This window comes from Neiella marina (genome assembly GCF_002165625.1).
In the GTDB taxonomy this organism is placed as follows: Bacteria; Pseudomonadota; Gammaproteobacteria; order Enterobacterales; family Neiellaceae; genus Neiella; species Neiella marina.
The window spans coordinates 56,124-79,477 of sequence record NZ_NGNS01000010.1 but is presented as its reverse complement, the minus strand read 5'-3'; the positions used below and the strand labels follow the sequence as shown (position 1 = coordinate 79,477).

The 23,354-nt window shown below is 50.0% G+C and carries 17 protein-coding genes; 9 read left to right on the top strand and 8 right to left on the bottom strand.

Annotation, left to right across the window (positions count from 1 at the left end):
- Positions 1-61: 61 nt before the first annotated feature.
- Both CBE68_RS09615 and CBE68_RS09610 read right to left on the bottom strand, forming a co-directional pair.
- Positions 62-2,485, bottom strand: coding sequence for a formate C-acetyltransferase/glycerol dehydratase family glycyl radical enzyme (locus tag CBE68_RS09615; RefSeq protein WP_087505864.1), 2,424 nt, complete (start codon positions 2,483-2,485; stop codon positions 62-64).
- Positions 2,486-2,487: 2 nt separating this feature from the next.
- Positions 2,488-3,387, bottom strand: coding sequence for a glycyl-radical enzyme activating protein (locus tag CBE68_RS09610; protein WP_087505863.1), 900 nt, complete (start codon positions 3,385-3,387; stop codon positions 2,488-2,490).
- A 204-nt stretch (positions 3,388-3,591) separates the two neighbouring features.
- On the opposite strand from CBE68_RS09610, the gene CBE68_RS09605 reads away from it, so the two are divergent.
- A complete protein-coding gene (locus CBE68_RS09605; RefSeq protein WP_087505862.1) occupies positions 3,592-4,266 on the top strand; it encodes a fructose-6-phosphate aldolase in 675 nt (224 codons plus the stop codon).
- Positions 4,267-4,353: 87 nt separating this feature from the next.
- Here the strand turns inward: CBE68_RS09605 and CBE68_RS09600 are convergent, their stop codons facing one another.
- From CBE68_RS09600 to acs, 4 genes are all read right to left on the bottom strand, one after another.
- On the bottom strand, positions 4,354-6,816 hold the full coding sequence (locus tag CBE68_RS09600) for a ricin-type beta-trefoil lectin domain protein (RefSeq protein ID WP_087505861.1): 2,463 nt from the start codon (positions 6,814-6,816) through the stop codon (positions 4,354-4,356).
- A 296-nt stretch (positions 6,817-7,112) separates the two neighbouring features.
- The gene (locus CBE68_RS09595; protein ID WP_087505860.1) at positions 7,113-7,361 is read right to left on the bottom strand and encodes a hypothetical protein; all 249 of its coding nucleotides are present in this window, start codon (positions 7,359-7,361) and stop codon (positions 7,113-7,115) included.
- Positions 7,362-7,557: 196 nt separating this feature from the next.
- Positions 7,558-8,754, bottom strand: a complete 1,197-nt coding sequence (locus CBE68_RS09590) for a DcaP family trimeric outer membrane transporter (protein ID WP_087505859.1) — start codon at positions 8,752-8,754, stop codon at positions 7,558-7,560.
- Between the two features lie 165 nt (positions 8,755-8,919).
- Positions 8,920-10,824 carry an acetate--CoA ligase gene (acs, locus tag CBE68_RS09585; RefSeq protein ID WP_087505858.1) on the bottom strand — a complete coding sequence of 635 codons (1,905 nt, stop codon included), beginning with the start codon at positions 10,822-10,824 and terminating at the stop codon, positions 8,920-8,922.
- A gap of 335 nt (positions 10,825-11,159) precedes the next feature.
- On the opposite strand from acs, the gene CBE68_RS09580 reads away from it, so the two are divergent.
- The 5 genes from CBE68_RS09580 (at position 11,160) to CBE68_RS09560 (ending at position 19,198) form a co-directional block, all read left to right on the top strand.
- A complete protein-coding gene (locus tag CBE68_RS09580; protein ID WP_087505857.1) occupies positions 11,160-11,426 on the top strand; it encodes a DUF4212 domain-containing protein in 267 nt (88 codons plus the stop codon).
- A 2-nt stretch (positions 11,427-11,428) separates the two neighbouring features.
- Positions 11,429-13,135 (top strand): sodium:solute symporter family protein, encoded by a 1,707-nt coding sequence (locus CBE68_RS09575; protein ID WP_087505856.1) that lies wholly within the window; start codon positions 11,429-11,431, stop codon positions 13,133-13,135.
- Positions 13,136-13,208: 73 nt separating this feature from the next.
- On the top strand, positions 13,209-15,017 hold the full coding sequence (locus tag CBE68_RS09570; RefSeq protein ID WP_087505855.1) for a DUF294 nucleotidyltransferase-like domain-containing protein: 1,809 nt from the start codon (positions 13,209-13,211) through the stop codon (positions 15,015-15,017).
- Entirely contained in the window at positions 15,018-15,707 is a 690-nt protein-coding gene (locus CBE68_RS09565; protein WP_087505854.1) for a 3'-5' exonuclease, read from the top strand.
- Positions 15,708-15,769: 62 nt separating this feature from the next.
- Positions 15,770-19,198 (top strand): hybrid sensor histidine kinase/response regulator, encoded by a 3,429-nt coding sequence (locus CBE68_RS09560; protein ID WP_087505853.1) that lies wholly within the window; start codon positions 15,770-15,772, stop codon positions 19,196-19,198.
- Positions 19,199-19,410: 212 nt separating this feature from the next.
- Here CBE68_RS09560 and CBE68_RS09555 read toward each other — a convergent pair whose 3' ends face one another.
- A complete protein-coding gene (locus tag CBE68_RS09555; protein WP_371870488.1) occupies positions 19,411-20,073 on the bottom strand; it encodes a response regulator in 663 nt (220 codons plus the stop codon).
- 105 nt (positions 20,074-20,178) lie between these two features.
- On the opposite strand from CBE68_RS09555, the gene CBE68_RS09550 reads away from it, so the two are divergent.
- The 3 genes from CBE68_RS09550 to CBE68_RS09540 all read left to right on the top strand — a co-directional run bounded on the left by CBE68_RS09550 (position 20,179) and on the right by CBE68_RS09540 (position 22,737).
- Positions 20,179-20,790, top strand: coding sequence for a glutathione S-transferase family protein (locus CBE68_RS09550; protein WP_087505920.1), 612 nt, complete (start codon positions 20,179-20,181; stop codon positions 20,788-20,790).
- A 219-nt stretch (positions 20,791-21,009) separates the two neighbouring features.
- The gene (locus tag CBE68_RS09545; protein ID WP_158100561.1) at positions 21,010-21,771 is read left to right on the top strand and encodes a DUF2884 family protein; all 762 of its coding nucleotides are present in this window, start codon (positions 21,010-21,012) and stop codon (positions 21,769-21,771) included.
- Positions 21,772-21,996: 225 nt separating this feature from the next.
- A complete protein-coding gene (locus CBE68_RS09540) occupies positions 21,997-22,737 on the top strand; it encodes a complement resistance protein TraT (protein ID WP_229744720.1) in 741 nt (246 codons plus the stop codon).
- A gap of 66 nt (positions 22,738-22,803) precedes the next feature.
- On the opposite strand, the gene CBE68_RS09535 is transcribed toward CBE68_RS09540, so the two are convergent.
- The gene (locus CBE68_RS09535; protein WP_087505850.1) at positions 22,804-23,340 is read right to left on the bottom strand and encodes a SprT family zinc-dependent metalloprotease; all 537 of its coding nucleotides are present in this window, start codon (positions 23,338-23,340) and stop codon (positions 22,804-22,806) included.
- Positions 23,341-23,354: the final 14 nt, after the last annotated feature.

The window sequence follows — 23,354 nt, the reverse complement described above, 5'->3', positions numbered from 1 at the left end:
GCAACGGAGCGCAGTATAACGCTCCGCCGCTTTCATTTGAAAGTAACTTGATGGGACTTGGTTATAATTCGTGCTCAGTACGGGCAATAATGTCGTCCTGAGCATCGGGCGACAGCGCGGTAAAGAACGCCGAATAACCTGCGACTCGAACCACCAAGTCTCGATAATTTTCCGGCTTCTGCTTGGCCGCTAACAGGGTTTCGCGCGATACGATGTTGTATTGCACATGCCAGCCTTTGTGGAAGTTGAAAAAGGTGCGAATCAGCATCGACAGTTTTTCTTTATCACTGTCGGTGGCGACAGCCGCGGGTGACAGTTTCTGATTCAACAACACCCCGCCGAGGATCTTGTCCGCTTGCAGTTTAGCCACCGAGTTGTATACCGCCGTCGGTCCCAAACGATCAGAGCCAGATGACGGACTGGCACCTTCGGCCAATGGCGTGTGAGCTTTACGACCATCTGGTGTCGCCATGGTTGACGCGCCAAACGGCACATTGGCAGAAATACTGGAAGTACCGGCATAGTAACCGCCACCAATTGGGCCTCGACCGAAGCGGGTGTTAACAAACTTGGCTAGTTCATCAATATAAACTTGGTAGGCTTCAGCCAACAATAAATCCACTGAATCATCATCATTGCCGTACTTAGGCGCATGGTTAACGATGCGTTGGCGCAACTGTTCATGCGCTGGGCCTTCGAAGTCATCAGCCAGTGCTTTGGCCAGTTCAGCTTGCGACAGTTGCCCTTGGTCAAACACCAAGTGTTTGATGGCCGCAAGGCTATTGCCCAAATTGGCGATGCCAACTTGTAAACCTGACACCCAATCGTATTTGGCTCCGCCCTCTTTCACCGTTTTACCGCGCTCTAAACAGCTATCGACTAGAGAAGAACAGAATACATCCTGCGCCTGTTGCTCTAACACTGAATCCACTACGGTATCGATTTCTATCGACTTTCTGGCGTAATAACGAACCTGCTCTGCCCAGCTCTGTTGAACCTCGTCAAAACTGGCAAAATTGCCTTTGGCTAATGACTTGTCGTGAGGCAAAAATGCCTTGCCGGTGGTGGCATCCAACCCTTCGTTGAGTGTCGCCAATAATACGCGAGCAAAGTTGATGAAACTCATGCCGGTGCAGCGATAGCCCCACTTACCTGGCACTGCCGTCTCGATACAGCCAATGGCAGCATAGTTGTAGGCATCCTCTCGCTCAACACCAAGCTTGATAAACTCCGGAATAACGATTTCGTCATTGTTAAACGCAGGCATACCAAAACCACACTTGATGACATCAACACAAGCCATCAAGAAATTCTGATCGAGACCTTGGTGATAGCGAACGCTCAAATTCGGTTGCGTTGAGCGCAGCTGGCCACATGACTCTAAGATTGCCCAAGATAGCGAATTGACCGCATCTTCAGGCTCGCCTTGCGCATTAAGCGTCTGACCACCAATACAGACATTTTGATAGAGCGGCGAGCCCGCAGAGGCCTTTGAGTGGGCACCGGAACGAATTTTGTTGACCTCAAGTAGCTTCAACCAACAACTTTGCAGCATTTCCAACGCCATCTCAGGAGTAAGCACACCAGAATCAATGTCAGCCTGATAGAAGGGATGAAGAAATTGGTCCATGCGACCAAATGATACCGAGTGGCCATTCGACTCAATTTGCAATATCAACTGCACGAAGTAACTCAGTTGTAGCGCTTGCCAAAAGTTCGCTGGCGGTTGTTTGGCAATGTGGTAACAGTTTTCAGCAATTCGCAGCAACTCCAACTGTCGATCTGGTCGCTGCTCTTTGGCAGCCATGGTACTGGCCAGCTCCGCAAAACGGATAATATGCTGCTGAATTGCTTCGATGACGATCTCAACCGACTTATAGAATTGCTCTTTTTTCAGGCCCTCTAGGGTCGCAACATCGTTGTCCGCGCGGCGTTGCTTCACTTCTGCTAACAAGCCATCGAAACCAATGGTTAGGATTTTGTCGTTGTCGACCGCAAGGTGAGCATCGCCAGATGTCATGTTGCCTTCAGCTTTGACGATGGTTGATGCCAGAATGTCTTGCTGCTCGTCAGTAAATAAGCCGTAGCAACGATCTTGCACCGTTTTGCCGCGCCAGTACGGGGTGATGGCATGAATCGCTTGCTTGTCTTGCTCAGTCACGGCAAAGCCAGCGCCTGGGCGGTCGGCTAGCTCATCAATCTCAGCTTCAATCCAACGTACCGTGTACTCTGGAAAAATCGGCGCCGCGCGGACTTTGCTCGCTTGGTTACCGACAATCAATTCATCGTGTTTGATCCAAATTGTTCGAGTACGCAAATGCTCTTGCAAAGCCAGCGCTCGTTGAACAATGACAGGCTTATCTTCATTGGCCTGATAAGCTCGGGTATAGGCTTCAGCGCGCTCGGTACAGATCGGCGGCGTGACAATGTTCACCAAAGCAGATTTATGTGCCTTAATGCGCTCTGGGAGAAAGTTCAAGTTCATGGTCAACCTCTAATTACAACGTCAAGGTGAGTATTGGAATGAGCATAAGCTTGGGCATCCTGCAGTAGCTCAGGCTTGTTTAGTGGCTTGTCAGCACATTCATAGGGCTGATCAAGCAAGCGATACTTGTTGATACCCAAGGTGTGGTAAGGCAACAAGTGCAACTCGTGGCAATGAGCCAACGAGGCAGCAAAATCAATGATGGCTTGCAGTTCTTCCATGCTGTCATTAAAACCGGGCACCACAGGGACGCGAACCACAAGGCGTTTGGCAATTGCCGCTAGGCGAGAAAAATTCTGTTTAATGCGGTCAACCGAGCCATGGGCCCACTGGTTAAATTTGTCGGCATCGGTATGCTTCAAGTCAGTTAACCAGCAATCGATGTATGGCGCGGCCATCTCAATGTTCTTCCATGGCACATGCATACAGGTTTCCACCGCGGTGGAGACTGATTGCTGTTGTAGCCGCTGAGCTAAATCAGCCACCAGTTGCGGCTGCATCAAGGGTTCACCACCAGAAAACGTCACCCCACCGCCACTTTGCTGATAAAAGGGCTTATCGCGCAATAGTTCAGCCAATAGTTGGTCGGCATCCGCTGGTTGACCGCAAACCGACAATGCTTGCGTCGGGCAAACCTGTTGCAAAGCAATTAATTGTTGCTGATCGATCAACGAACGTTCGATCCTTAACCGGCCTACATCACGTTGGATATGCGAACAAGCTTCAGCGCACAGCTGGCAATCTGCCAAACAGCTGCGTTGGTCAAATAGCAATGAACGCTTGCGGCTCTGGCTTTCTGGGTTCTGACACCAAGCACACGACAAGCTACACCCCTTTAAAAACAAAATGGTGCGAATACCATCGCCATCGTGGTTCGAGAAGCGTTGAATATTGAAGTACATACTTGCCTCGTCAATTGTGCTTAATCACTGGAGCTCGGCTAAATCTTCATTACCGGACCAACTTCCGCTATGAGAGTTAGTAGCCAAAGTTTCGCTTTGAGAAAACTATAGACCTTCATTTGAAAGTTAAATTGATTCAAATCAAGATCGAGTTCCATTGACCATCTATAGTTTCCGCATCGACTGAAGACCAGGGCCAACACCATGTTTGAACTCTATTTAGATACCGCAGATGTAAATGAAGTGAAGCGCTTTAATTGTTGCTTGCCTTTGCATGGCATCACAACGAATCCCACGATTCTGGCTAAATCGCATCAGGGCTTGAATGAAACGCTACGGGCGATGGCTGAGGTCATTGACGGCGAGCCTAGATTTCATGCTCAAGTGGTCAGCACCACAGTGGATACCATGGTTGCCGAAGCCAAACAATTGGCGGCACTGCCCTATGACATGGTGGTCAAAGTGCCTGCCACAGAAACCGGCTTAGCGGCAATCAAGCAAATGAAACAAGCAGGGATCACAGTGTTAGCAACGGCGATTTACACTGTTCAGCAAGGCTTACTGGCAGCTTTATGTGGGGCGGACTACTTAGCGCCATACGTCAACCGAATTGATGCGTTAAATGGCGATGGCGTGGGCGTGGTAGCTGATATTCAAACGTTACTGAATCAGCATAATCTCAAGGCCAAGATCCTTGCCGCCAGCTTCAAGAATAGCCAACAAGCGATGAATGTCTTGCGGTTAGGTATTGGTGCCATTACCCTGCCGGTTGATGTTGCAGCTCAATTATTCCAACATCCGGCAGTGCAACCAGCGGTTGATCAATTTAGCGCCGATTGGCAACAAAGCTTTGGCAGCAAACTTTCATTTGAAAGTTAGTGGCAAAAAGTAACAGCGGAGAGCTGAACGAGTCGGAAAAAAAAGCCAGCAAAACTGCTGGCTTGAATGACCTCGACTAGCTAAGTACTACATCCGCCCAAGCACTTTACTTTGCTTGAAGTGTTGTAGTGTGACCGAACTGACGTGGCCGCCAGAATCTGGGAAAGTCACTTTAATGGTGTTGTTCGCTGACAGTATGTTATACGGCACGGGAATCTCGATTACGCCGAAAAAGCGATCCCGGCCAATGCCATTGTGGTACTGATCATAACCGCGAAAATCGGTCGGTACAGCCACCTGAGTGCCATTGACCAACACCGTCGGCGTCAACGAAGCGCCATGGTCACGCCCCATACCGATTCTTAGCACGGCTTCACCATAGTTACCTTTATCGACATTGTTGATGCTGTAGCTTTGCGTCTGCCAAGCAGAAATTGCTTTTACTCCCTCGCTGACAGCGTAATGCTTGGTTTCTTGGCTGGAATGATTAATCGCGACCACGTTCTGATAGCTAACTTTCACAATCAGCGTCGACTCAGACCCCAAGGTGACAGCATCAGGCAAGCTAGCTTGATTCCAAATCGCCAGCTGCGGTTTTGATTGAGCATCGGGATACAAATGGCGGAACTGCACATTCGTCACCGCGTTACCGCTGTTGCCAAACATATTGAGATCAACTGAAGTTGCGTCAAATTCCAGACTGTTCAGAATCAAATAAACATCTTTGCCATCGACATAGGCATCAACCTGAATATCCAAATCGGTTGCCGCGGTATCCACCCGCTGACCATTGACATCAGCCCAGAGCTGGTAAAACTTCACTTGATCAGTGAATACCCACTCGTCACCCGTTTCGCCTTGGCCCTCAAACTTCTGGCGCATTAAACGCCAATAATAAGGGATGGATTCAGATATTCGGCCCCATTCGGCTTTGACCGGAATAAACGGAATAGCTTTTTCGATGCGATTTGGCCGTTCAAGAAAGTTCATCAACAATGAATTCATCGCTTTAAGACACAACCAATCGCGCTCTGGGCTCCACGGCAAGTTAAATGAGCCTTGCAACTGCGAACCATACTCAGAGATCACAATGGGTTTGATACTGCCCCACTTGTAAGCCATGTATTGTTCGAGTAAATCCAAGGTCGCCTCAACATTGCTGCCTTTGCGGTATTGAACTCGTTTGCTGCCATCTGGATAAGGGATATTGGGAAAGTCATAAAGATGAATGGAAATGAAGTCCATATTGCCACCAGCAAGATCGAGGAAGTACTTATCTCGCGTCGCCCAATGATTAAAGTTGTCCTTTTCATAATCCGGAAAAGCCACCGTGTAACCGCCGATTAGTACATCAGGGTTGGTTTCTCGAATCTTATTCGCGACCGAGTTGTGCATCCGGAAAATGTCGTAAATACTGGCCGGCTGATGACCTGCTGCTGGGTAATCCACCAACTCAAACAGCGGTTCATTCATCACCTCGACATAAGTTGGTTTCTTCTCACCATAAGGATCCGATTCGCTCTGTTTAAAGAATTTAGTCAGGTATTGCGCCATGAAGTCGCCGGTGGCGGTACCAAATGGCTCATTGGCAGTATCTGCTTGGGAAAACGACCAGCCCTGAGAGCCCACTTCGGTGCCATCTGGGTAGTATGGATGCTGCTGAGCACCGACAATGGATTCGGTATCACGGTGAGCGTGGCGGCGCATGGTTGCTCGTTGCGCACTGGTATCTTCGGAATACGTCCAACGGGTATTGCCGCCATTGGTGGTTAGCACCTCCGCGCTGGCATAGCCTGGTTTATTGGCATCCTCTGGTGCCTGCGACAACTGATAGGCCATTCCGCCGGTATCTCGGCCAAAATACACGTCGTAGGTATCGAGAAAGTTATCCATTAAATTGGCATCTTCGTTATCGGCGTAGCGACTCTGAACATTGCCACCAAACCAATCGTTTTCGGTATGGGTCGCGTGCAAAGTAATGAATTTACGCCGATCAAATTGATATTCCGTGCCCACTGCGTGCTTGGTGTCGAGGTTTACAGAAACTTCAACCTTGCCGCCATCGGGTGCTCCCTGGGTTTCAACGCTAAAGGCCAAGCGGTCTTCGTTGCAGCCTTCCCACATCACCAAATTAGTGTTGTCTGCTGGTGTTGCAGAGCCGCCATTGGGATGCACACACTTGTTGCTCGAAAGCTGTTGCATGCTACTTTGGCTAGTAGCGGAAAATCTCACCCGATCGGCAAAATCACAGCCGTCCCAAAGCACTAGCTTTTGACCGTTTTCGGGTATTGCCGCACCGCCGGGGTGAATGCAGCGACCGCTGGGACCATGCTGGACACTGCCGCCCGAAGTCCAACTAAATTGCGCGGCTTCACCACTGCAATCACTGTGCAGCACAACTTCTGTGCCATTGGTTGGCGAGGAGCTGCCATCAGCAGTTCTCAGGCACATGCCTGATGATGATTGCTGAATCACGGTTGCTCCCAAGGCAGGACAAGCCAAAGCAGTCAGTAGCAAGCCACTGGCTGTTGCTTTAATTCTGGTTTTCATTAAAGACACCTTCTGTATATGTGTTTTTGCTCATCAGTGAGCTTTAGTTATTGTTTTTATGGATGTTGCAAGAGCTTGAATATTGCAACATTTTGTTAACAATATTATTGTTAACAGTAAAACAGAAGATACATTAATGAACTGCAAGCCGTTTTTGAGTAGGCGATCACATCGATAGAAATGGCAAACAATAGTTGCAGGTCAACAACGACGACAAATTGTTAGCCCTCGAACGCTGGCTAAGACAGATCGGGTAGTTAAAAGGCCGCGCTATGAAGACGTGACTGATATAGCGGCTAAGGGGGCTGTTGGCTTGCAAGACTGCAGTATTTCGCAAAGCTGTCCTGAGTATTTTCAATGTCGACCTGTTCGGCGAGCTCCCAAGGCCGTTCGCATTGCTTGGTATGAGCACACCATTGATAGCCTGCGGAGCCAATACAGCCATGTTCATCACGATCACCGCCAAGGGCATTGGTCGGCACTTGTTGTTCGCTACAAGCAATGGCAAATAGGCTCAATATGAACAGCAAGAAATACTTACTCATGTTTTGAATCTCTCGATAGGTTTTGTTTGTCTAACAATGGGAACCTTAGTTGCCACTCGTGCGTTGAGCAATATTCAGCTCATAACTTGCACGGCACAATAGACAAAAAATCCCGGCTGCCCTAAGCCGGGAAAAACGCAACTACATCGATTGGGCTGCGCCACCTGTGCCGTGGCGCTTAGGAACCAACTTAACTCTATAAAACGTATTTGGCGGAGAAAATCAGACGGTTCATATCACCGGTCTCACCATTCTCAATTTCTCGTTCGGCATAGAAGTACTCAACCCCAAAGCTCAGCGGCGGGATTGGCGAATACACGAGGTTCAGGTGTCCGGAAAAGATTTGCTTGGTGGCTCCTTCGCCTGTCAGCTTAGTATCGTTATCGGCACTAATCGCCGAGACAAACAAATTGCTGCGCCACTTCTCATTCCACCAATGACGGTAACCAACAAAGCCACTCACGGTATCAATCGCTTCGAGCTCTCCGTCTTCGGTATACACCGCACCGTTAATGGCATTCAAACCAACATAGCGGCCGATACCTGAGCCATAGTTGGCCATAAAGCGAATATCATCTCTATCGCCGACCATCACCTTACCCGACGCACTCACGCCATAAGCCGTTTCAGTTTCATCACCGTCATCGAGATTACGAAACAAGCCTGCGACGGCTAAGTGCCCCCAGTCACCCTTGTGATTGTAACGCACCACCGCATCAGGCAGGCTGCTATCATCGACTGAGATCCTTGAGCCGCCACCATAAGGGGTGATGGTTGTTTCTGGGTTTTCTAGGGCAAATTGCCAGCTGCCGCTTTTGCTCACCGGAAGGGTGTATCGAATCTGAGTTTGGCGCTCAAAGATGGTACCTTCAGAGACACCAATAAAATCCATACTTTCAACCAACGCCCCAGTGTTCTGGAACGTACTCCAAGTCTGACCGATTAACACATTGTCGAACTGGATAAATGCATGACGCATCCTTGGACTGTAACTGTTAGACACTCGCTCATTACCATTTGGCGTCGCGGCAAAATCCATTTCTAAAAAGGTTTTGATGGTGTGATCACCATATTGGGTGGTACTACCAAAGTTGAATCGAGTGGTACGAGCGTGGGCATCAAATTGGGCATCGCCGCTGTCACACTCGCCGCTGCACACCGGAATAGTCGATGGCACATAGAACTGGCGACCGATGTTATTACTCGCTAATTTGCCATCGCTGTAATCACTCCAGAAGCTGTCTACTTTTATGTAACCACCAAAACTGAGTTTGGTTTGTTTAATCGCATCTTCAACGGTACCAATTTCAACTGCTGCGTGTGCCGTCAATGGCACCATCGCCGCGAAAATGGTGGTTGCTAGGGTATGTTTCAATAGTTTGTTTGAACGCATGGTTCATTCGCCTCTTATTGCTGTCTGATGCAGCCGTACAGCTGTTGTGCCGGTTCGCTGAATGAAACATTCCCCGTTGAATCAGCACACTTTCGACTGTTTTTAGGTAAAGCGATCCCCCGACCTTGTTTAGGCCGTTCAAAAAAGTCGGGGGATAAAGTCGGTTTATTCTTCGAGCGTACTCAAATCACCCTCATCCTGGCCGAGGGCGCGTGCTCTAAGAACCCGTCGCATGATTTTGCCGCTGCGTGTTTTTGGCAAAGACTCAACAAATTGCACATCTTCCGGTTGAGCAATTTTACCGAGCTCTTTGGCGACGTGCTCTTTAAGCTCTTGCTCAAGCGCTTTGTCGCCAATCAAGCCATCACGCAAGATGGCGTAGGTGTGAATGGCGTTACCTTTCACTTCATGTGGTAAACCGATTGCCGCGGCTTCAGATACTGCTTGGTGGCTCACCAACGCGCTCTCGATTTCTGCTGTGCCTAAACGATAACCGGACACTTTCAGGACTTCGTCCATCCGGCCAATCACCCAGACATAACCGTCTTCGTCGATCTTGGCGGAATCGCCCGCCTTGTAGTAGTCCTTATCGCCGTAGTCGCCCCAATAAAGCGACGCATAACGTTCGTCATCGCCGTAAATGGTCCGCGCCATACCTGGCCAAGGATTTTTAATCACCAGCTTACCTTCTTCACCAGCTGGCACTTCGTTACCTTCATCATCCACTACGGCTACTTCATTGCCAAAGAATGGTTTGGTACAAGAGCCCGGTTTCAGTGGCGTAATTGGCAATGGTGCAATCATCACCCCGCCGGTTTCAGTTTGCCACCAGGTATCAATAATCGGGCACTTGCTGTCGCCGATGACCTCGTAATACCACTTCCAGGCTTCAGGGTTAATTGGCTCACCAACCGAGCCTAAGATCCGCAAGCTACTGAGATCATGACGCTGCGGCCAACGCTCACCGAAACGCATCAGGCCACGGATTGCTGTTGGCGAGGTGTAGAACAAGTTAACACCATATTTTTCAACCATTTGCCATAAACGGTTAGGGTATGGATAGTTCGGCGCACCTTCGTACATGACAATGGTGGCACCATTAATCAGTGGCGAATACACCAAGTAACTGTGGCCGGTGATCCAACCCGGATCAGCCGCACACCACCAGCGATCTTCCGGTTTGACATCGAATAAACAACGGTGGGTAGTTGAGGTATACACCGCGTAACCGGCATGCGTATGGAGCATCCCTTTAGGCTTACCCGTGGTGCCTGAGGTATACAAAATAAACAGCGGATCTTCCGAATCCAGCACTTCGGTATCGCACTTGTTGCTGGCAACAGGCAGTGATTGCAAATCGTGGTACCAGAAGTCACGCTCCGACTCCATTTCAACATCAAGGCCGTTGTTGCGAACGGTAATACAGACCTCAATGGTTGGACTTCGCTTCATTGCCTCATTGGCAATGGACTTAAGGTCAATGGGCTTGCCACGACGGAAACCGCCATCGGCAGTGATCAACACCCGGCTGTGAGCATCTTCAATACGGGCCGCCAGCGCTTCGTATGAGAAACCGCCGTAAACCACCGAGTGAACAGCACCAATCTTGGCGCAAGCTAACATGGCAAAGACCAGCTCTGGAACTTGCGGCATGTAGATGGTGACCACTTCGCCTTTCTTCACCCCCATGCTCTTAAGCGTGTTGGCAAACTTGCTGACTTCACGATTCAGCGCGTGATACGAAAACGAACGCACCGCACCGGCTTCACTCTCCCAGATAATGGCCAGCTTGTTGCGGGTAGCGTCTTCTAAGTGGCGGTCAATGGCGTTGTGAACAATGTTGAAATTGGCACCAGTAAACCATTTGTAGAATGGCTTGTTGCTGTCATCGAGGACCTTGTCCCATTTTTTGTACCAACGAAGATGATCGGCCTGTTCGGCCCAGAATTGCTCCCGGTTTTCACACGAGTATTTGTACAACTGCTCGTACTCAGGGATGTTGGCATTAGCGACGACTTCTGCACTTGGGTGGTAAATTTCTGACGACTTCTCAATTGAGTTATCAGCCATGAGGGTTTTCTCCAGTTTGTCTTATTATTTGCCGCCCCAATCAATCCTCAACTGAGAAAATAATCGGGCGATGAGTTGCGTTGCCAGAAAAAGCTAGATGGCTAAAAATCAAACAGCCATTGGACTTTGGTCTAACCAAAATAATTTTGTGACATGGCACTAAGAGCTTGGTCTCAAAACGTTTTTATTTAGACTAAAGTCGACTTTCTAAATTGGTTAACCCTTTCTAGGTTGATTTTCAGGCCGACAAAGCCAGTTGATCTCCGGGGTGTTTGGGACGTTGAGATCAAACGCTCAATGACGGTCCTCAAACACACAAACAAGGGAAAAAACCCATGGCTTTTGAAAATGAACAACTGGCCAAAGACTACTGGAAAGCGAATGTGCGTCTGATGTTGACGCTGCTCGTGATCTGGTTTGTGGCCTCTTTCGGACTCGGCATTTTGTTGGCCGAGCCACTCAACGTGATTCGTCTCGGTGGTGTCAAGCTTGGTTTCTGGTTTGCTCAGCAAGGCTCGATATACATCTTTGTTGCCCTGATTTTCGTCTACGTCTGGCAGATGAATAAACTCGATCAGAAATTCGGCGTCAGGGAGGAATAATCATGGATATCAAAACACTTACCTTTCTGATTGTCGGTGCTTCATTTGCTTTGTACATCGGCATTGCGATTTGGGCTCGAGCGGGCTCGACCAAGGAATTCTATGTTGCAGGCGGTGGCGTCCACCCACTCGCCAACGGCATGGCGACGGCGGCCGACTGGATGAGTGCGGCGTCGTTCATTTCCATGGCTGGCTTGATTTCGTTCATGGGTTACGACGGCGGCGTGTACCTGATGGGCTGGACTGGCGGTTATGTACTGCTGGCGCTCTGTCTGGCGCCATACCTGCGCAAATTCGGCAAGTTCACGGTTCCCGATTTTGTTGGTGATCGTTACTACTCGCAAGCGGCGCGAACCGTTGCTGTATTCTGTGCCATTTTCGTGTCATTCACCTACGTTGCCGGCCAGATGCGCGGCGTTGGCGTAGTATTTAGCCGCTTCTTGGAAGTCGATATCGAGTGGGGCGTGGTCATCGGCATGGCCATCGTATTTTTCTATGCCGTACTCGGTGGTATGAAAGGCATCACTTATACTCAGGTCGCGCAATACTGCGTACTCATTTTTGCCTATCTGGTACCTGCCATCTTCATCTCCATCATGATGACCGGCACGGTATTCCCACAAATTGGTTTAGCCAGTGAACTGGTCGGCGAGCCCGGGGTTTATTTAATGGATAAACTGGACGGCTTGTCCACCGAACTCGGCTTTGCCGCCTACACCGATGGCTCCAAGGCGACCATCGACGTGTTCTTTATTACCGCCGCCTTGATGGTGGGAACCGCTGGTTTACCACACGTGATTGTTCGCTTCTTCACCGTACCTAAAGTACGTGATGCGAGAATCTCAGCCGGTTGGGCATTGGTATTCATTGCCATTCTTTACACCACTGCTCCTGCAATCGCAGCGTTTGCCCGGGTCAATATGATTGACACCATCAACGGCACCGATATGCAAGGCACCCAATATGAAGAAGCACCAAGTTGGGTGAAGAACTGGGAAGAAACAGGTCTCATTAAGTGGGAAGACAAGAACAACGACGGTCGTATGTTCTACGCTGCTGATGAGCGCAATGAGATGAAGATTGACCGCGACATCATGGTGCTTGCCAACCCTGAGATTGCCAATCTGCCGAACTGGGTCATTGCCCTTGTCGCAGCTGGTGGTGTAGCGGCCGCATTATCCACCGCAGCAGGCTTGCTACTGGTGATATCAACAGCAATCTCTCACGATTTGCTGAAACGAAACTTTGCCCCCAACATCTCTGATAAACAGGAACTGCTAGCTGCTCGACTTGCCGCTGCGGCAGCCATTTGTGTGGCCGGTTACTTTGGTATTAATCCGCCGGGGTTCGTCGCTCAGGTGGTGGCATTTGCCTTTGGCTTAGCCGCCAGCTCCTTCTTCCCTGCAATCATTCTTGGCATCTTCTCCAAGACCATGAACAAAGAAGGCGCTATTGCCGGTATGTTGTCAGGGATCACCTTCACCGCAGCATACATCATCTACTTTAAGTTCATTAACCCAGCGGGCAACGTACCTGAAAACTGGTGGTTCGGTATCTCGCCAGAAGGCATTGGTACCTTGGGTATGATCGTGAACTTTGTGGTGTCCATTGCAGTGAGCAAAGTAACAGCACCAGTGCCAGAAGATGTACAAGAAATGGTTGAATCAATTCGATTCCCGAAAGGTGCAGGTACAGCCCACGATCACTAACCCCCCGAGCATCTGCCACAAGGAGGTGGTGGTTGGCTTCTGACAACAACTAAAATGAGCGAGGACATGGACAATGGATGATGCACAACTGCCCGATGTGCTCGCTTTCTTAAGCCAAACTGCGCCGTTTTCGGAACTACCGGAAGCGGCGCTAACGGATCTGTGCAACCACCTTCATATTCGTTATCTAGCTCGCAATCAAACCAGTGACTTGTTGCAACTGCAGCAACTTCATTGGCTCCGCAGCGGCACTGTGCAACTCAAACAACAGCAGCAAATTGTCGATCATATCGACACTGGCGGTTGCTTTGGAGCTGCGTTGCCCGGCCATCCTGCCAACAGTGCACTGCAAGTGCTCCATGACGCCTTGGTATATTCTTTTGATCAAACAGCCATTGATGAATTAGCTGAGCAATACCAAGCCGTTGCCAATTTTCTTCAGCAGTCAGACAAGCGCTATCTGGCGCTGGAAAAGTCGCAAGCGACACCATCGTTGCAAGCACCTATTGGCGATTTACTAAAACGGCAACTGGTGTCCATCAAGCCCGATGCCAGCATTATCCAAGCAGCCAAACGCATGACCCAAGAACGAGTGTCGGCATTGGTTGTTATGCGTGATGACCGTTTATTTGGCATGTTGACCGACCGAGACCTGCGCAGTCGGGTACTCGCCGCAGGCCTGCCAGCAGACGCATTAGTTGATCAAGTAATGACCCACCCGGTGCATACCATTGAGCAAGATGCCAGTGTCATTGATGCCCTGCTCACCATGTCAGCACAGCAAATTCATCACTTACCAGTGACCGATGGCAACCAGATTGTCGGCTTAATATCGAGCACCGATCTACTCGCCCTTGCGCAAGCCAACCCGCTATATTTGGTCGGCGAAATTGCCCGCCAAAGTAGCCCGCAAGACATCGAGCATTGCTGCCAACAATTGCCCGCTCTGATCGATACCATGTTGCGCCAAGGCATGCGTAGCGACCGAGTCAGTCAGCTGATTACTTTGGTTGCTGACATTGCTTGCCGGCGATTATTAGTGTTGACCGAAGCCGAGTTGGGTCCTCCGCCACAGGCCTACGCATGGCTGTGCTTTGGCTCACAAGCGCGACAAGATATGTCTGCCAGCAGTGACCAAGATAACGGCTTACTGTTAGCCGAGCCGCCATCGCCTGAGCAACAAAGTTATTTTCAACAACTGGCATCTCGGGTCTGTGAGAGTCTCGATCGCTGCGGCTTTGTCACCTGCCCCGGCAACATCATGGCGAGCAATGCGGACTACCGTATGTCGCGCATCGATTGGCTGGCACAATTCAAGCAATGGCTCCAGAGCAGTGACCCGCAAGCCTTGCTCAATGCCAGCATTTTCTTTGATTTTAGGGCCATCACAGATCCTCATGGACTCGCCGAACAGCTCCATAATCAGCTCAGGTCGTTGTGCCAACAGGATCAAATATTCCTCGCGGCGTTGGCGCGCAATGCCACCGCTCAAAAGCCACCCATCGGCTTGTTTGGTCGGTTAATTCTGGAGCGGGATGGCAAGGGCTCGAAAGGTATCGAATTGAAAAAGCGGGCTTTGGCTCCTTTGGTCGAGATCAGTCGAGTTTACGGTTTAGCCGCTGCTGCCGACGACGCCGGGGTCGCAGCAAGATTACAAGCCGCGCACGCTGACGGTAAATTAAGTTCGACCGATACCAACAACTTAACTGAGTGCTGGCAGTTTTTGTTGGGGCTGCGTTTGAAGCTTAATCAGCAACAACAAACCCTGCTGAAACCTCAGCAACTCACCGACTTGCAGCGCCATCAACTGAAAGAGTGCTTTGCTCTAATTGAACAAGCCCAGCAAGCGGTGCTGCTGAAATTTGCCGGAGGCCACGGCTAAATGTGGTTTCAGTTTCGTCTTCAGCGGCAAATTGCCAAGGCCCGAAGAGCGCTGCACAAAGCGCCTAATCCAAGTGTCTCAGATTACTTAGACGCGCTGCCAAAAGTTGATGACCAGCCACTGTCACTCAGCAATATCCTGGCATTAGACTTGGAGCTAACTGGGCTTGATCCGAAACGCCACCAAATCGTTTCGGTAGGTCACGTTGCGGTGGATAATCTCGCTATCTCGTTGGGTTCGGCACAACAACACCTGATTCAAGTTGATGGTAGCGTCGGTGACAGCGCTGTGATTCATCACCTGACTGACGCCGATTTGGCATCGGCACGACCACTTTGCGATGCCATGGACGATTTACTTCAAGCACTCTGCGGCCGAATGTTGCTGTGCCATCATGCACCACTGGATACGGCTTTCTTACAGCAAGCATTTATCGCCTGCTTTGGAACTCGGCTACCGCTGTTGGTGATTGACACTCAACAAATCGAAAAGCGGCGCCAAGAACGCACCGCGCCGAATGTGCCTTTGCATCGACTACGCTTACATCATTGCCGGCAACATTATGAATTACCTCTATCATCCGGCCATCAGGCGCTGGGCGATGCCATTGCCTGTGCTGAATTGCTAATGGCGCAGCAAGCTCACCAAACTTCTGTGAGTCGACTTAATGATGTGGTGCAATTGGCTTGACGCTGTAGCGCTTCAATGCCAAGGTCTGGAGCAATCAAATAGAGCTTAGGATTGAGTAAGTTATGCTGACCCAGTGGCAACTGATTGTGATCAGTTTTGGCTATATCGGCCTGTTGTTTTTATTGGCCTGGTTTGGTGATCAGCAACGATTCCAGCTAAACGCTCGCATTCGGCCTTGGATCTATGGATTATCGCTAGGCGTTTACTGCTCATCTTGGAGCTTTCTTGGCACTTCGGCACAGGCCTCATCCGCCAGCTTTTCTCATTTGCCGATTTATCTGGGCCCTATCGCTCTGTTTCTATTTGCCTGGCCATTAATCCAACGAATGATGAGGGTCAGTCACAAACTGCAACTCACTTCGATCGCCGATTTAATCGCATCTCGTTTTGGTAAATCGCAAGGCTTGGCTTTAAGTGTCACCTTAGTGGCACTGATTGGCACCATGCCTTACTTAGCCCTGCAAATTAAAGCCATTGTCTACAGCGTGCAATTGATGAGTCCAACCACCTTCAGCGATGCCGAGTTGGGCTTTATGATCGCGCTGGTATTGGCGATTTTTACCATGTTGTTCGGAATTCGAACCGTCGATATGACCGAACGCCACCCCGGTATTATGCTGGCCATCGCCTTTGAATCCATTGTCAAAGTGCTGGCTTTTTTGCTGGTCGGTTTAGTGGTCTGTTTTGTATTTTTCTCTTCTCCCATCGAGCTATGGCAATCGGCGGCAGCTGCGGGCATGTCAGAACAGCAAATTGGCTGGCCAAGCATGCCAGCGATGCTAGGTTCAACCATTGTGGTAGCCGCTGCATTCTTGTGTTTGCCACGTCAGTTTCACGTCATGGTGGTGGAAAGCCGAGGCGCTGAAGAAGCAAAAACATCGCGCTGGCTGTTTCCGCTCTATCTGTTGGTATTCGCGCTATTCGCCGCTCCACTAGGTATTGCCGGTTACTTGATGCTCGGACAGCAAGTGGACCCCGATGCCTATGTGTTAATGCTGCCGCAGCACCAAGGCTACGAGTGGCTGTCGGTGCTAGCGTTTTTAGGGGCACTATCGGCAGCCAGTTCGATGGTGATTGTGTCCAGCATCGCCTTAGCGACCATGGTCAGCAACGAAATATTCCTGCCATTAATGTTTAAACGCGGCTTTGACCAACGCGCTCGCACCTTTGATGACTTTAATCAGCGCGTGCTTTTCATTCGCCGCGGTCTGATTGTGCTAGTGATCATCCTTGGCTACACAGCATTTTTACTGGCACCGCCAGATACCCTCAGTAGCCTTGGTGAAATTGCTTTCGCCGCTATTGCTCAGTTAGCGCCGGGTTTGCTGGCGGCATTTTACTGGCGTTGGGCTAACCGCATTGGGGTTGCGCTTGGCCTTTTATTGGGTGCCACCAATTGGTTGTTATGGGTGGTATTCCCGCACTTTGGCGTGCTGTCAGTACCCCCTTGGTTAGAAATTGACGGCATTTCAGCAATTACCGCTGGCACTTTATTCAGCCTTGGTAGCAATGTCTTTGGCTTGTGGTTCGGCAGCAGTTGGGCCAGACCGACTGTGGTCGAACGTATTCAGGCCGGCCAGTTTCAAGAACGCCATAATCCAGAAAGCCAGTTACCTCGCAATATCAGCCAAATTAGCGTCAATGAGATGAAAGCGCTGGCCGCGCGATTTGTTGGTGACCGCCGCGCAGATTCGACCTTTCGCCAATTTGAGCGCAGCATGCGCAATCACGAAATTAAACCCGGCACACCACGATTTCAGCAAACTCTGTTAACCCATAGCGAGCGATTGTTAGGCAGTGTGATGGGCGCCAGCTCAGCAAAGCTATTGCTGTCTTCAGCCCTTGAAGGGCGCGATATTGCCCTTGATGAAATTGCTCAATTGGTTGAACAAACATCATCGGAACGGATCGAATTCAGTCAAACCTTGCTGCAAGGGGCCATTGAAAATGCCGGTGAAGGGATGTCAGTGGTTGATCGCGATTTGCGCTTGGTCGCATGGAATAAACGTTATCTTGATTTGTTCCAATACCCCGAAAACATGGTTGAGGTTGGTACCCCCATTGCCAACTTAATTCGTCACAATATTTCCCGAGGCCTCTGCGGTGAGGGCGCGATCGAAGAGCAAGTTCAAAACCGTGTTGCTCACCTTCGCCGCGGCACCTCCCACACTTCAGAACGGACTCTGCCAGATCATAGAGTGATTCTAATTCGCGGCAATCCAATGCCTTCGGGCGGCTTTGTTATGACGTTCTCCGACGTCACCGTTTACCGTGAAGCCCAGCATGCCTTGCAGCGTGCGAACGAAGAACTAGAGAGTCGGGTAACCGAGCGGACTCACGCGTTACAAGAGGCAAACAGCGCGCTGGAGCAAGCTAACTTTAACAAGAGTCATTATTTACGGACCTGCAGCCATGATTTAATGCAACCGCTTGAAGCGGCTCGGCTGTTTAGTTCAGCGCTGGGACAACAACGCGACCTGACCATCTCACATCGCGATTTGCTCACCAATCTCAATAAGTCATTGGCGACCGCTAGCGAATTACTCAATGACATGGGCGATGTCGCCCGAATTGAATCGGGCCGCATTAAACCTGTGACCACCTCATTTGCAGTGAAGGATCTATTCGATATTTTAAGTCGCGAGTTCACTGCTTTGGCGACCCAGTACGAAATTGATTTTCGGGTTCAAAGTAACAGCATGTGGCTGCACTCAGATTTGAAGCTGCTGAGACGTATTCTGCAAAACTTGCTGACCAATGCCTTTCGTTATGCCAGTGGCAGCAAGGTGTTGCTCGGCTGTCGTCGCAGTCGGGGCGAAATGCTCATTCAAGTTACAGATACCGGTCCGGGCATTGATCCCGATAAGCACCAAACGGTATTCGAGGCGTTTACTCGCCTTGAGGGACAAAAGCGGGTGAGCGCGCAAGGCCTAGGCCTTGGTTTGAACATTGCACAGGGCTTTTGCCGAATTTTGGGTCATGACATCGAGCTGCAATCTCAGCCAAACCAAGGCTCTACCTTTTCAATCCGTGTACCTCGAGTTTGCCCGACCCAAGCTGCGGCGCAACTGGCGGCTCCAGTGAGGCGCCCTGGCTTTGAGATGATCGAAGGCCGAACCGTGCTGTGCGTCGACAATGACGAGGCAGTATTGCACGGCATGGCAGCACTGCTGGAGAGCTGGAAAGCCAATGTGTTGACGGCCTATAGCATCGCTCAGGCGATTGATGTGGTTGAAAGCTGCGAAGAGCCGGTGGCGATTATGTTAGTTGACCATCAGCTGGATCAGGGCGAAACCGGCTTGCAACTGATGGACTCGGTGAGACAAATCTGTGGCATGCCAATCCCAGGAATTCTTATCACCGCCGACAGCAAAGTTGGCCTACAGCAAGATGCTGAAGCGAGAGGCTACGGCTTTATGCGCAAGATGGTTAAGCCAGCTCGCTTGCGAGCAATGATTCAGCGTTCACTGGCTGAGTTGGAAGAGAGTTGACAACGTTGTTCGAACCAGAGATTCACTTAGTTCACCCCCTATTCAGTCCAGTGCAGTGCTAGCGAGCTGTCCACATGACTGTCTATGGGCCGTAATTATTCTTCGGTGAGGACCTTCCGCAGCAAGGATGCTGCGGTAGAGCGTACAAGGATGTATTCACCGCGTGTCCGAACTGGAGAATAACTGCGGCCTATCTGCTCTCTGCTGACCTTCTAGTTGGTTTGGAACTGGCCTAAATCCAGCTGACTGACGGCAATCACGGCTTGAGTTCGGTTGCGGACATTGAGCTTTTTGAAAATGGCGGTGGCATGCGCTTTCACCGTCGCCTCAGAAACACTCAAATCAATGGCGATTTGCTTATTCAGCATGCCGTCGGCAAACATCATCAGAATCCGATGCTGTTGCGGCGTTAACGACGCTAATCGAGCCACAATGTCATCATCGCCAGATTGCTCCAGGATCTTTGGGTCCGGCACCCAAACCTGTCCTTCAAGCACCGCCACCATGGCATCTCGAAGTTCATCTGGGTCAATCGACTTGGGAATAAAACCGCAAGCTCCGGCCTGCATCGCACGACGAATATTCTCGTCTTCTTCATGAGCTGACACCACAACCACAGGCAAATCAGGGAAATGCGAGCGAACATGAACTAAAGTGGAAAAGCCGTGGGCACCGGGGATCTGCAAATCGAGCACCAGCAAATCGGCGTCGGCGGCAGTCTCCAGAAGCTTATCGAGAACATCCACTGTGTCTGCTTCAAGCCACTCTACTCCCTGAAGCGCTGGGACAGCATTGAGAGTTAGCATCAAGGCTTGACGAAACAATGGGTGATCGTCAGCTATGATAATCTGGTCGGCTAAGCGCATGGGCTTCATCCTGAAGAGTCTTGATTAACGCGGCAGTATTTCAATTTGAGTCACTAACCTCAAGATCTATGACAACAATTTGGCACTTAAATCACCAAACTTAAGGAATCAATGATGATTACGCTACATGGTATTCCTCGCAGCCGATCGCTGCGAGTGAGTTGGACGCTAGAAGAGCTGAGGCTAGACTGGCAATATCACAAAGTCGATTTCGCCAGCGGCGAACACCGCAGTGCAGAATATCTGGCACTCAACCCATGCGGTAAAATACCAACATTGCTTGATGACGACCTTGTCATGACCGAATCGGCGGCAATCTGCCTTTACCTTGCCGAGCGTTATGGTCCAACGCAACTGCTTCCCCAAAGTATTGAAGATAAAGCACAGCATCATCGTTGGGTGCAATTAGTCACCAGCGAATTAGAGCAGCCACTGTGGACCATGGGTAAGCACCGATTTGCCCTGCCAGAGCCTCAGCGTGTGCCACAAATGCTCGAAACGGCCGCTTGGGAGTTTGACAAAATTTGCAACGAACTTGAGTGCCTGTTACCTGATACAGATACCCTATTCGACAACTTCACCGTGGCGGATATCCTCCTCACTCACACCCTCAATTGGGCGGTGAAATTTGAACAGCAGCTACCAGCTAAGCTCGCAGCGTATCGCAAACGCAATAGCCGACGTCCAGCGTTAGCCGCTGCATTGGAAAAGGAAATGGCCAGCTAGCGCTAGCTTTTGGCGTTGCTCGACTCGGAGCAACGCCTGATAATTTTCACCAAACCATTGGTTAAATTGACTAAGTAACGCGTTATTGTTCACGCCTCGATCACAAAATAAATAATATTTTCTAACAAAAACAATAAAATAAACTTTGGCACATTGTTTGATTGTGGTTTAACTAAATCAAGCACTAACCAACACATTTCGCTAATAAGGATGATGACAATGCGTAACGCCCTATTCGCCACCGCCGCTCTACTTTCCACATCGGTCATGGCCCATAACGATGAATGCTCTGTCGATATGACCATGGGCGTGGATTTGACCCCGACCAAAATTGAGTTACTGGTCGACGAAAAATCACCGGTTGTGATGACGGCTGATCGCTTGTACGTCGACGGTTCAGCGTTGGAGTTGAGCTCCGAACAGCAAGATGCTTATCAGGCCTATCAGCAAGGTATTCGAGAGTTCGTACCACAAGTCGTTGACCTAGCGGTGGATGCTGTTGAAGTCGCGATGATCGCAGTACAAGAAGTAATCAAAGGTTTGAACATCAATGATGATGGTCAGCGTGAGTTGGAAGAATCCATCGAACAACTCAAAGAGACACAGGAGAAGTACTTCTCAAAGGAGGAACAAACATATCACTTGGCGGCTCACAATAACGGTGAGTTTGATGAAGAACTGGAACAAGGAATTAGCCGGGTGGTAGAAAACTCCGTTGAACAAGGCTTAGGCTCTGTATTTAGTATGTTAGGAGAAGCATTCAGCTCCAGCGACGGTTCGTTCGAAGAACGCATGGAAGCATTCGGTAAGCGGATGGAGAAAATGGGTGAAGCCATCGAACAAAAAGTAGAAGCGTCTGCTGAATCCATTGAACAGCGTGGCGATCTAGTGTGTGAGCAAGCAGAGCAACTGCACAAACTAGAGCTTGAAGCTCACCGCCAAATACCGCAGCTACAAGATTACAGCCTACTGAAAATCTAATCTGTTCTAGCTAATCACCAAGATAGGGTAGTAGCAACAACAGATGAATAAATAAATTGCGCAAGATCAAAACGTTATTCTCTCCCCAAAAGTAGCATGCTGATGGGCACGGAATGCTCCCAACGATTAGTGAAGAAATAGGACGTTCTTCCTCCTTATACTAACTCCGCTTGTTCACAGAGCATCCGTACCCCTCACTAAAAATCATTAACCCGAGGGAACAACGTGACTTCTTCTACTTTGAAAAAAACAATCATCGCATTCAGTGCGCTAGCCATGCTCGCATTAGGAGGATGCTCCGCCACTCACACTGCAATCAAGAAACGAAATCTTGATGTCCAAACCAAAATGTCCGACACCGTGTTCCTCGATCCTGTGCCACCGGAGCAAATGGTCGTTTATCTTCAGATTCGAAACACCTCAGACAAGCAAGACTTGAATGTCCGGAGCGCAATTGAGAACCGCGTAGTTCAACGTGGCTATCGAATCACTAAGAACCCTAATGAAGCTCACTACATGGTACAAGCCAACATTTTACAAGTCGGCAAAGTGGATAAGCGCGAAGCGGAAGGCATGCTGCAATCGGGTTATGGTGCAGGTTTAACTGGTGCTGTGATTGGTGCAGGTGGTTTTGGCAGCGGCAAAGGTAGTTTAGCGACGGGTCTGATTGGCGCAGCAATCGGTGTAGCTGCCGACGCAATGGTTGAAGATGTGTACTACACAATGGTTACCGACCTACAACTTTCAGAAAGAGCTGAAGAGGGAGTAGTTGTCACAGAAAACAACAGCGCATCGTTGAAGCAAGGTAATTCCGGCGCCAAATCTGTTAGTTCTTCAAAGAAGACTCAGTGGCATCGTTACCAGACACGCATTGTCTCTACGGCAAACAAAGTAAACCTTGAGTTCCCAGAAGCGCTTCCTTCGCTTGAGAAGGGCTTGATTGACTCAATTTCGGGTATTCTGTAAAGCCTAGCTAACCGCCAATCCGCAAGGTGGTGGCGACCACTTTGCGGGCTGGCTTTTCAATCGAAACTACTCATTCGGCAATTTCTGCAGCTCTTCACCGCATCCACGGCAACGATAGCTAGCACCGCGCAAAACCCGGTTATGGCGACGAATAGTCAGCTGGTGTTGCTGGCAACCACAATGATATAAAAACATCTCGCCTTGCACCGCAGACACATCGAGACGATGAGTTCGCTCGGCAGGCACGTCAAATACCGATTCCATCATTTGTTGCCATTGGGCACCATGAGGAGCAACTCTGCCGTAGAGCTGATGAACCAGTAAGTGGGCCAATTCGTGGGGTAAGATTTGGCCAATGAACGCTTGCGGTTCTGCCACCAGCAATACCGGATTAAGCCGCAACACCTGGGTCTGTAAGCGCGCACTGCCAGCGATGGTACCTCGCTGATTAAGCATTAACGTCGGACGTTCAAACCGATAGTCAAACGCTTCAGCGGCGCGCTTGAGCAGCTGTTGCAAGTGCTGTTCGAGAGGCTGGCGCCATTGACTTTCGGCAAGCTGTTGGCAATCGGAAAACCGTTGCGCTACTGCGGTTCTGGCCATGGTTCCATCAACAA

Coding starts and splice junctions, on each gene's coding strand:
- CBE68_RS09615 (WP_087505864.1), bottom strand. CDS start 2,485: ATGAACTTGAACTTTCTCCCAGAGCGCATTAAGGCACATAAATCTGCT.
- CBE68_RS09610 (WP_087505863.1), bottom strand. CDS start 3,387: ATGTACTTCAATATTCAACGCTTCTCGAACCACGATGGCGATGGTATT.
- CBE68_RS09605 (WP_087505862.1), top strand. CDS start 3,592: ATGTTTGAACTCTATTTAGATACCGCAGATGTAAATGAAGTGAAGCGC.
- CBE68_RS09600 (WP_087505861.1), bottom strand. CDS start 6,816: ATGAAAACCAGAATTAAAGCAACAGCCAGTGGCTTGCTACTGACTGCT.
- CBE68_RS09595 (WP_087505860.1), bottom strand. CDS start 7,361: ATGAGTAAGTATTTCTTGCTGTTCATATTGAGCCTATTTGCCATTGCT.
- CBE68_RS09590 (WP_087505859.1), bottom strand. CDS start 8,754: ATGCGTTCAAACAAACTATTGAAACATACCCTAGCAACCACCATTTTC.
- acs (WP_087505858.1), bottom strand. CDS start 10,824: ATGGCTGATAACTCAATTGAGAAGTCGTCAGAAATTTACCACCCAAGT.
- CBE68_RS09580 (WP_087505857.1), top strand. CDS start 11,160: ATGGCTTTTGAAAATGAACAACTGGCCAAAGACTACTGGAAAGCGAAT.
- CBE68_RS09575 (WP_087505856.1), top strand. CDS start 11,429: ATGGATATCAAAACACTTACCTTTCTGATTGTCGGTGCTTCATTTGCT.
- CBE68_RS09570 (WP_087505855.1), top strand. CDS start 13,209: ATGGATGATGCACAACTGCCCGATGTGCTCGCTTTCTTAAGCCAAACT.
- CBE68_RS09565 (WP_087505854.1), top strand. CDS start 15,018: ATGTGGTTTCAGTTTCGTCTTCAGCGGCAAATTGCCAAGGCCCGAAGA.
- CBE68_RS09560 (WP_087505853.1), top strand. CDS start 15,770: ATGCTGACCCAGTGGCAACTGATTGTGATCAGTTTTGGCTATATCGGC.
- CBE68_RS09555 (WP_371870488.1), bottom strand. CDS start 20,073: ATGAAGCCCATGCGCTTAGCCGACCAGATTATCATAGCTGACGATCAC.
- CBE68_RS09550 (WP_087505920.1), top strand. CDS start 20,179: ATGATTACGCTACATGGTATTCCTCGCAGCCGATCGCTGCGAGTGAGT.
- CBE68_RS09545 (WP_158100561.1), top strand. CDS start 21,010: ATGCGTAACGCCCTATTCGCCACCGCCGCTCTACTTTCCACATCGGTC.
- CBE68_RS09535 (WP_087505850.1), bottom strand. CDS start 23,340: ATGGCCAGAACCGCAGTAGCGCAACGGTTTTCCGATTGCCAACAGCTT.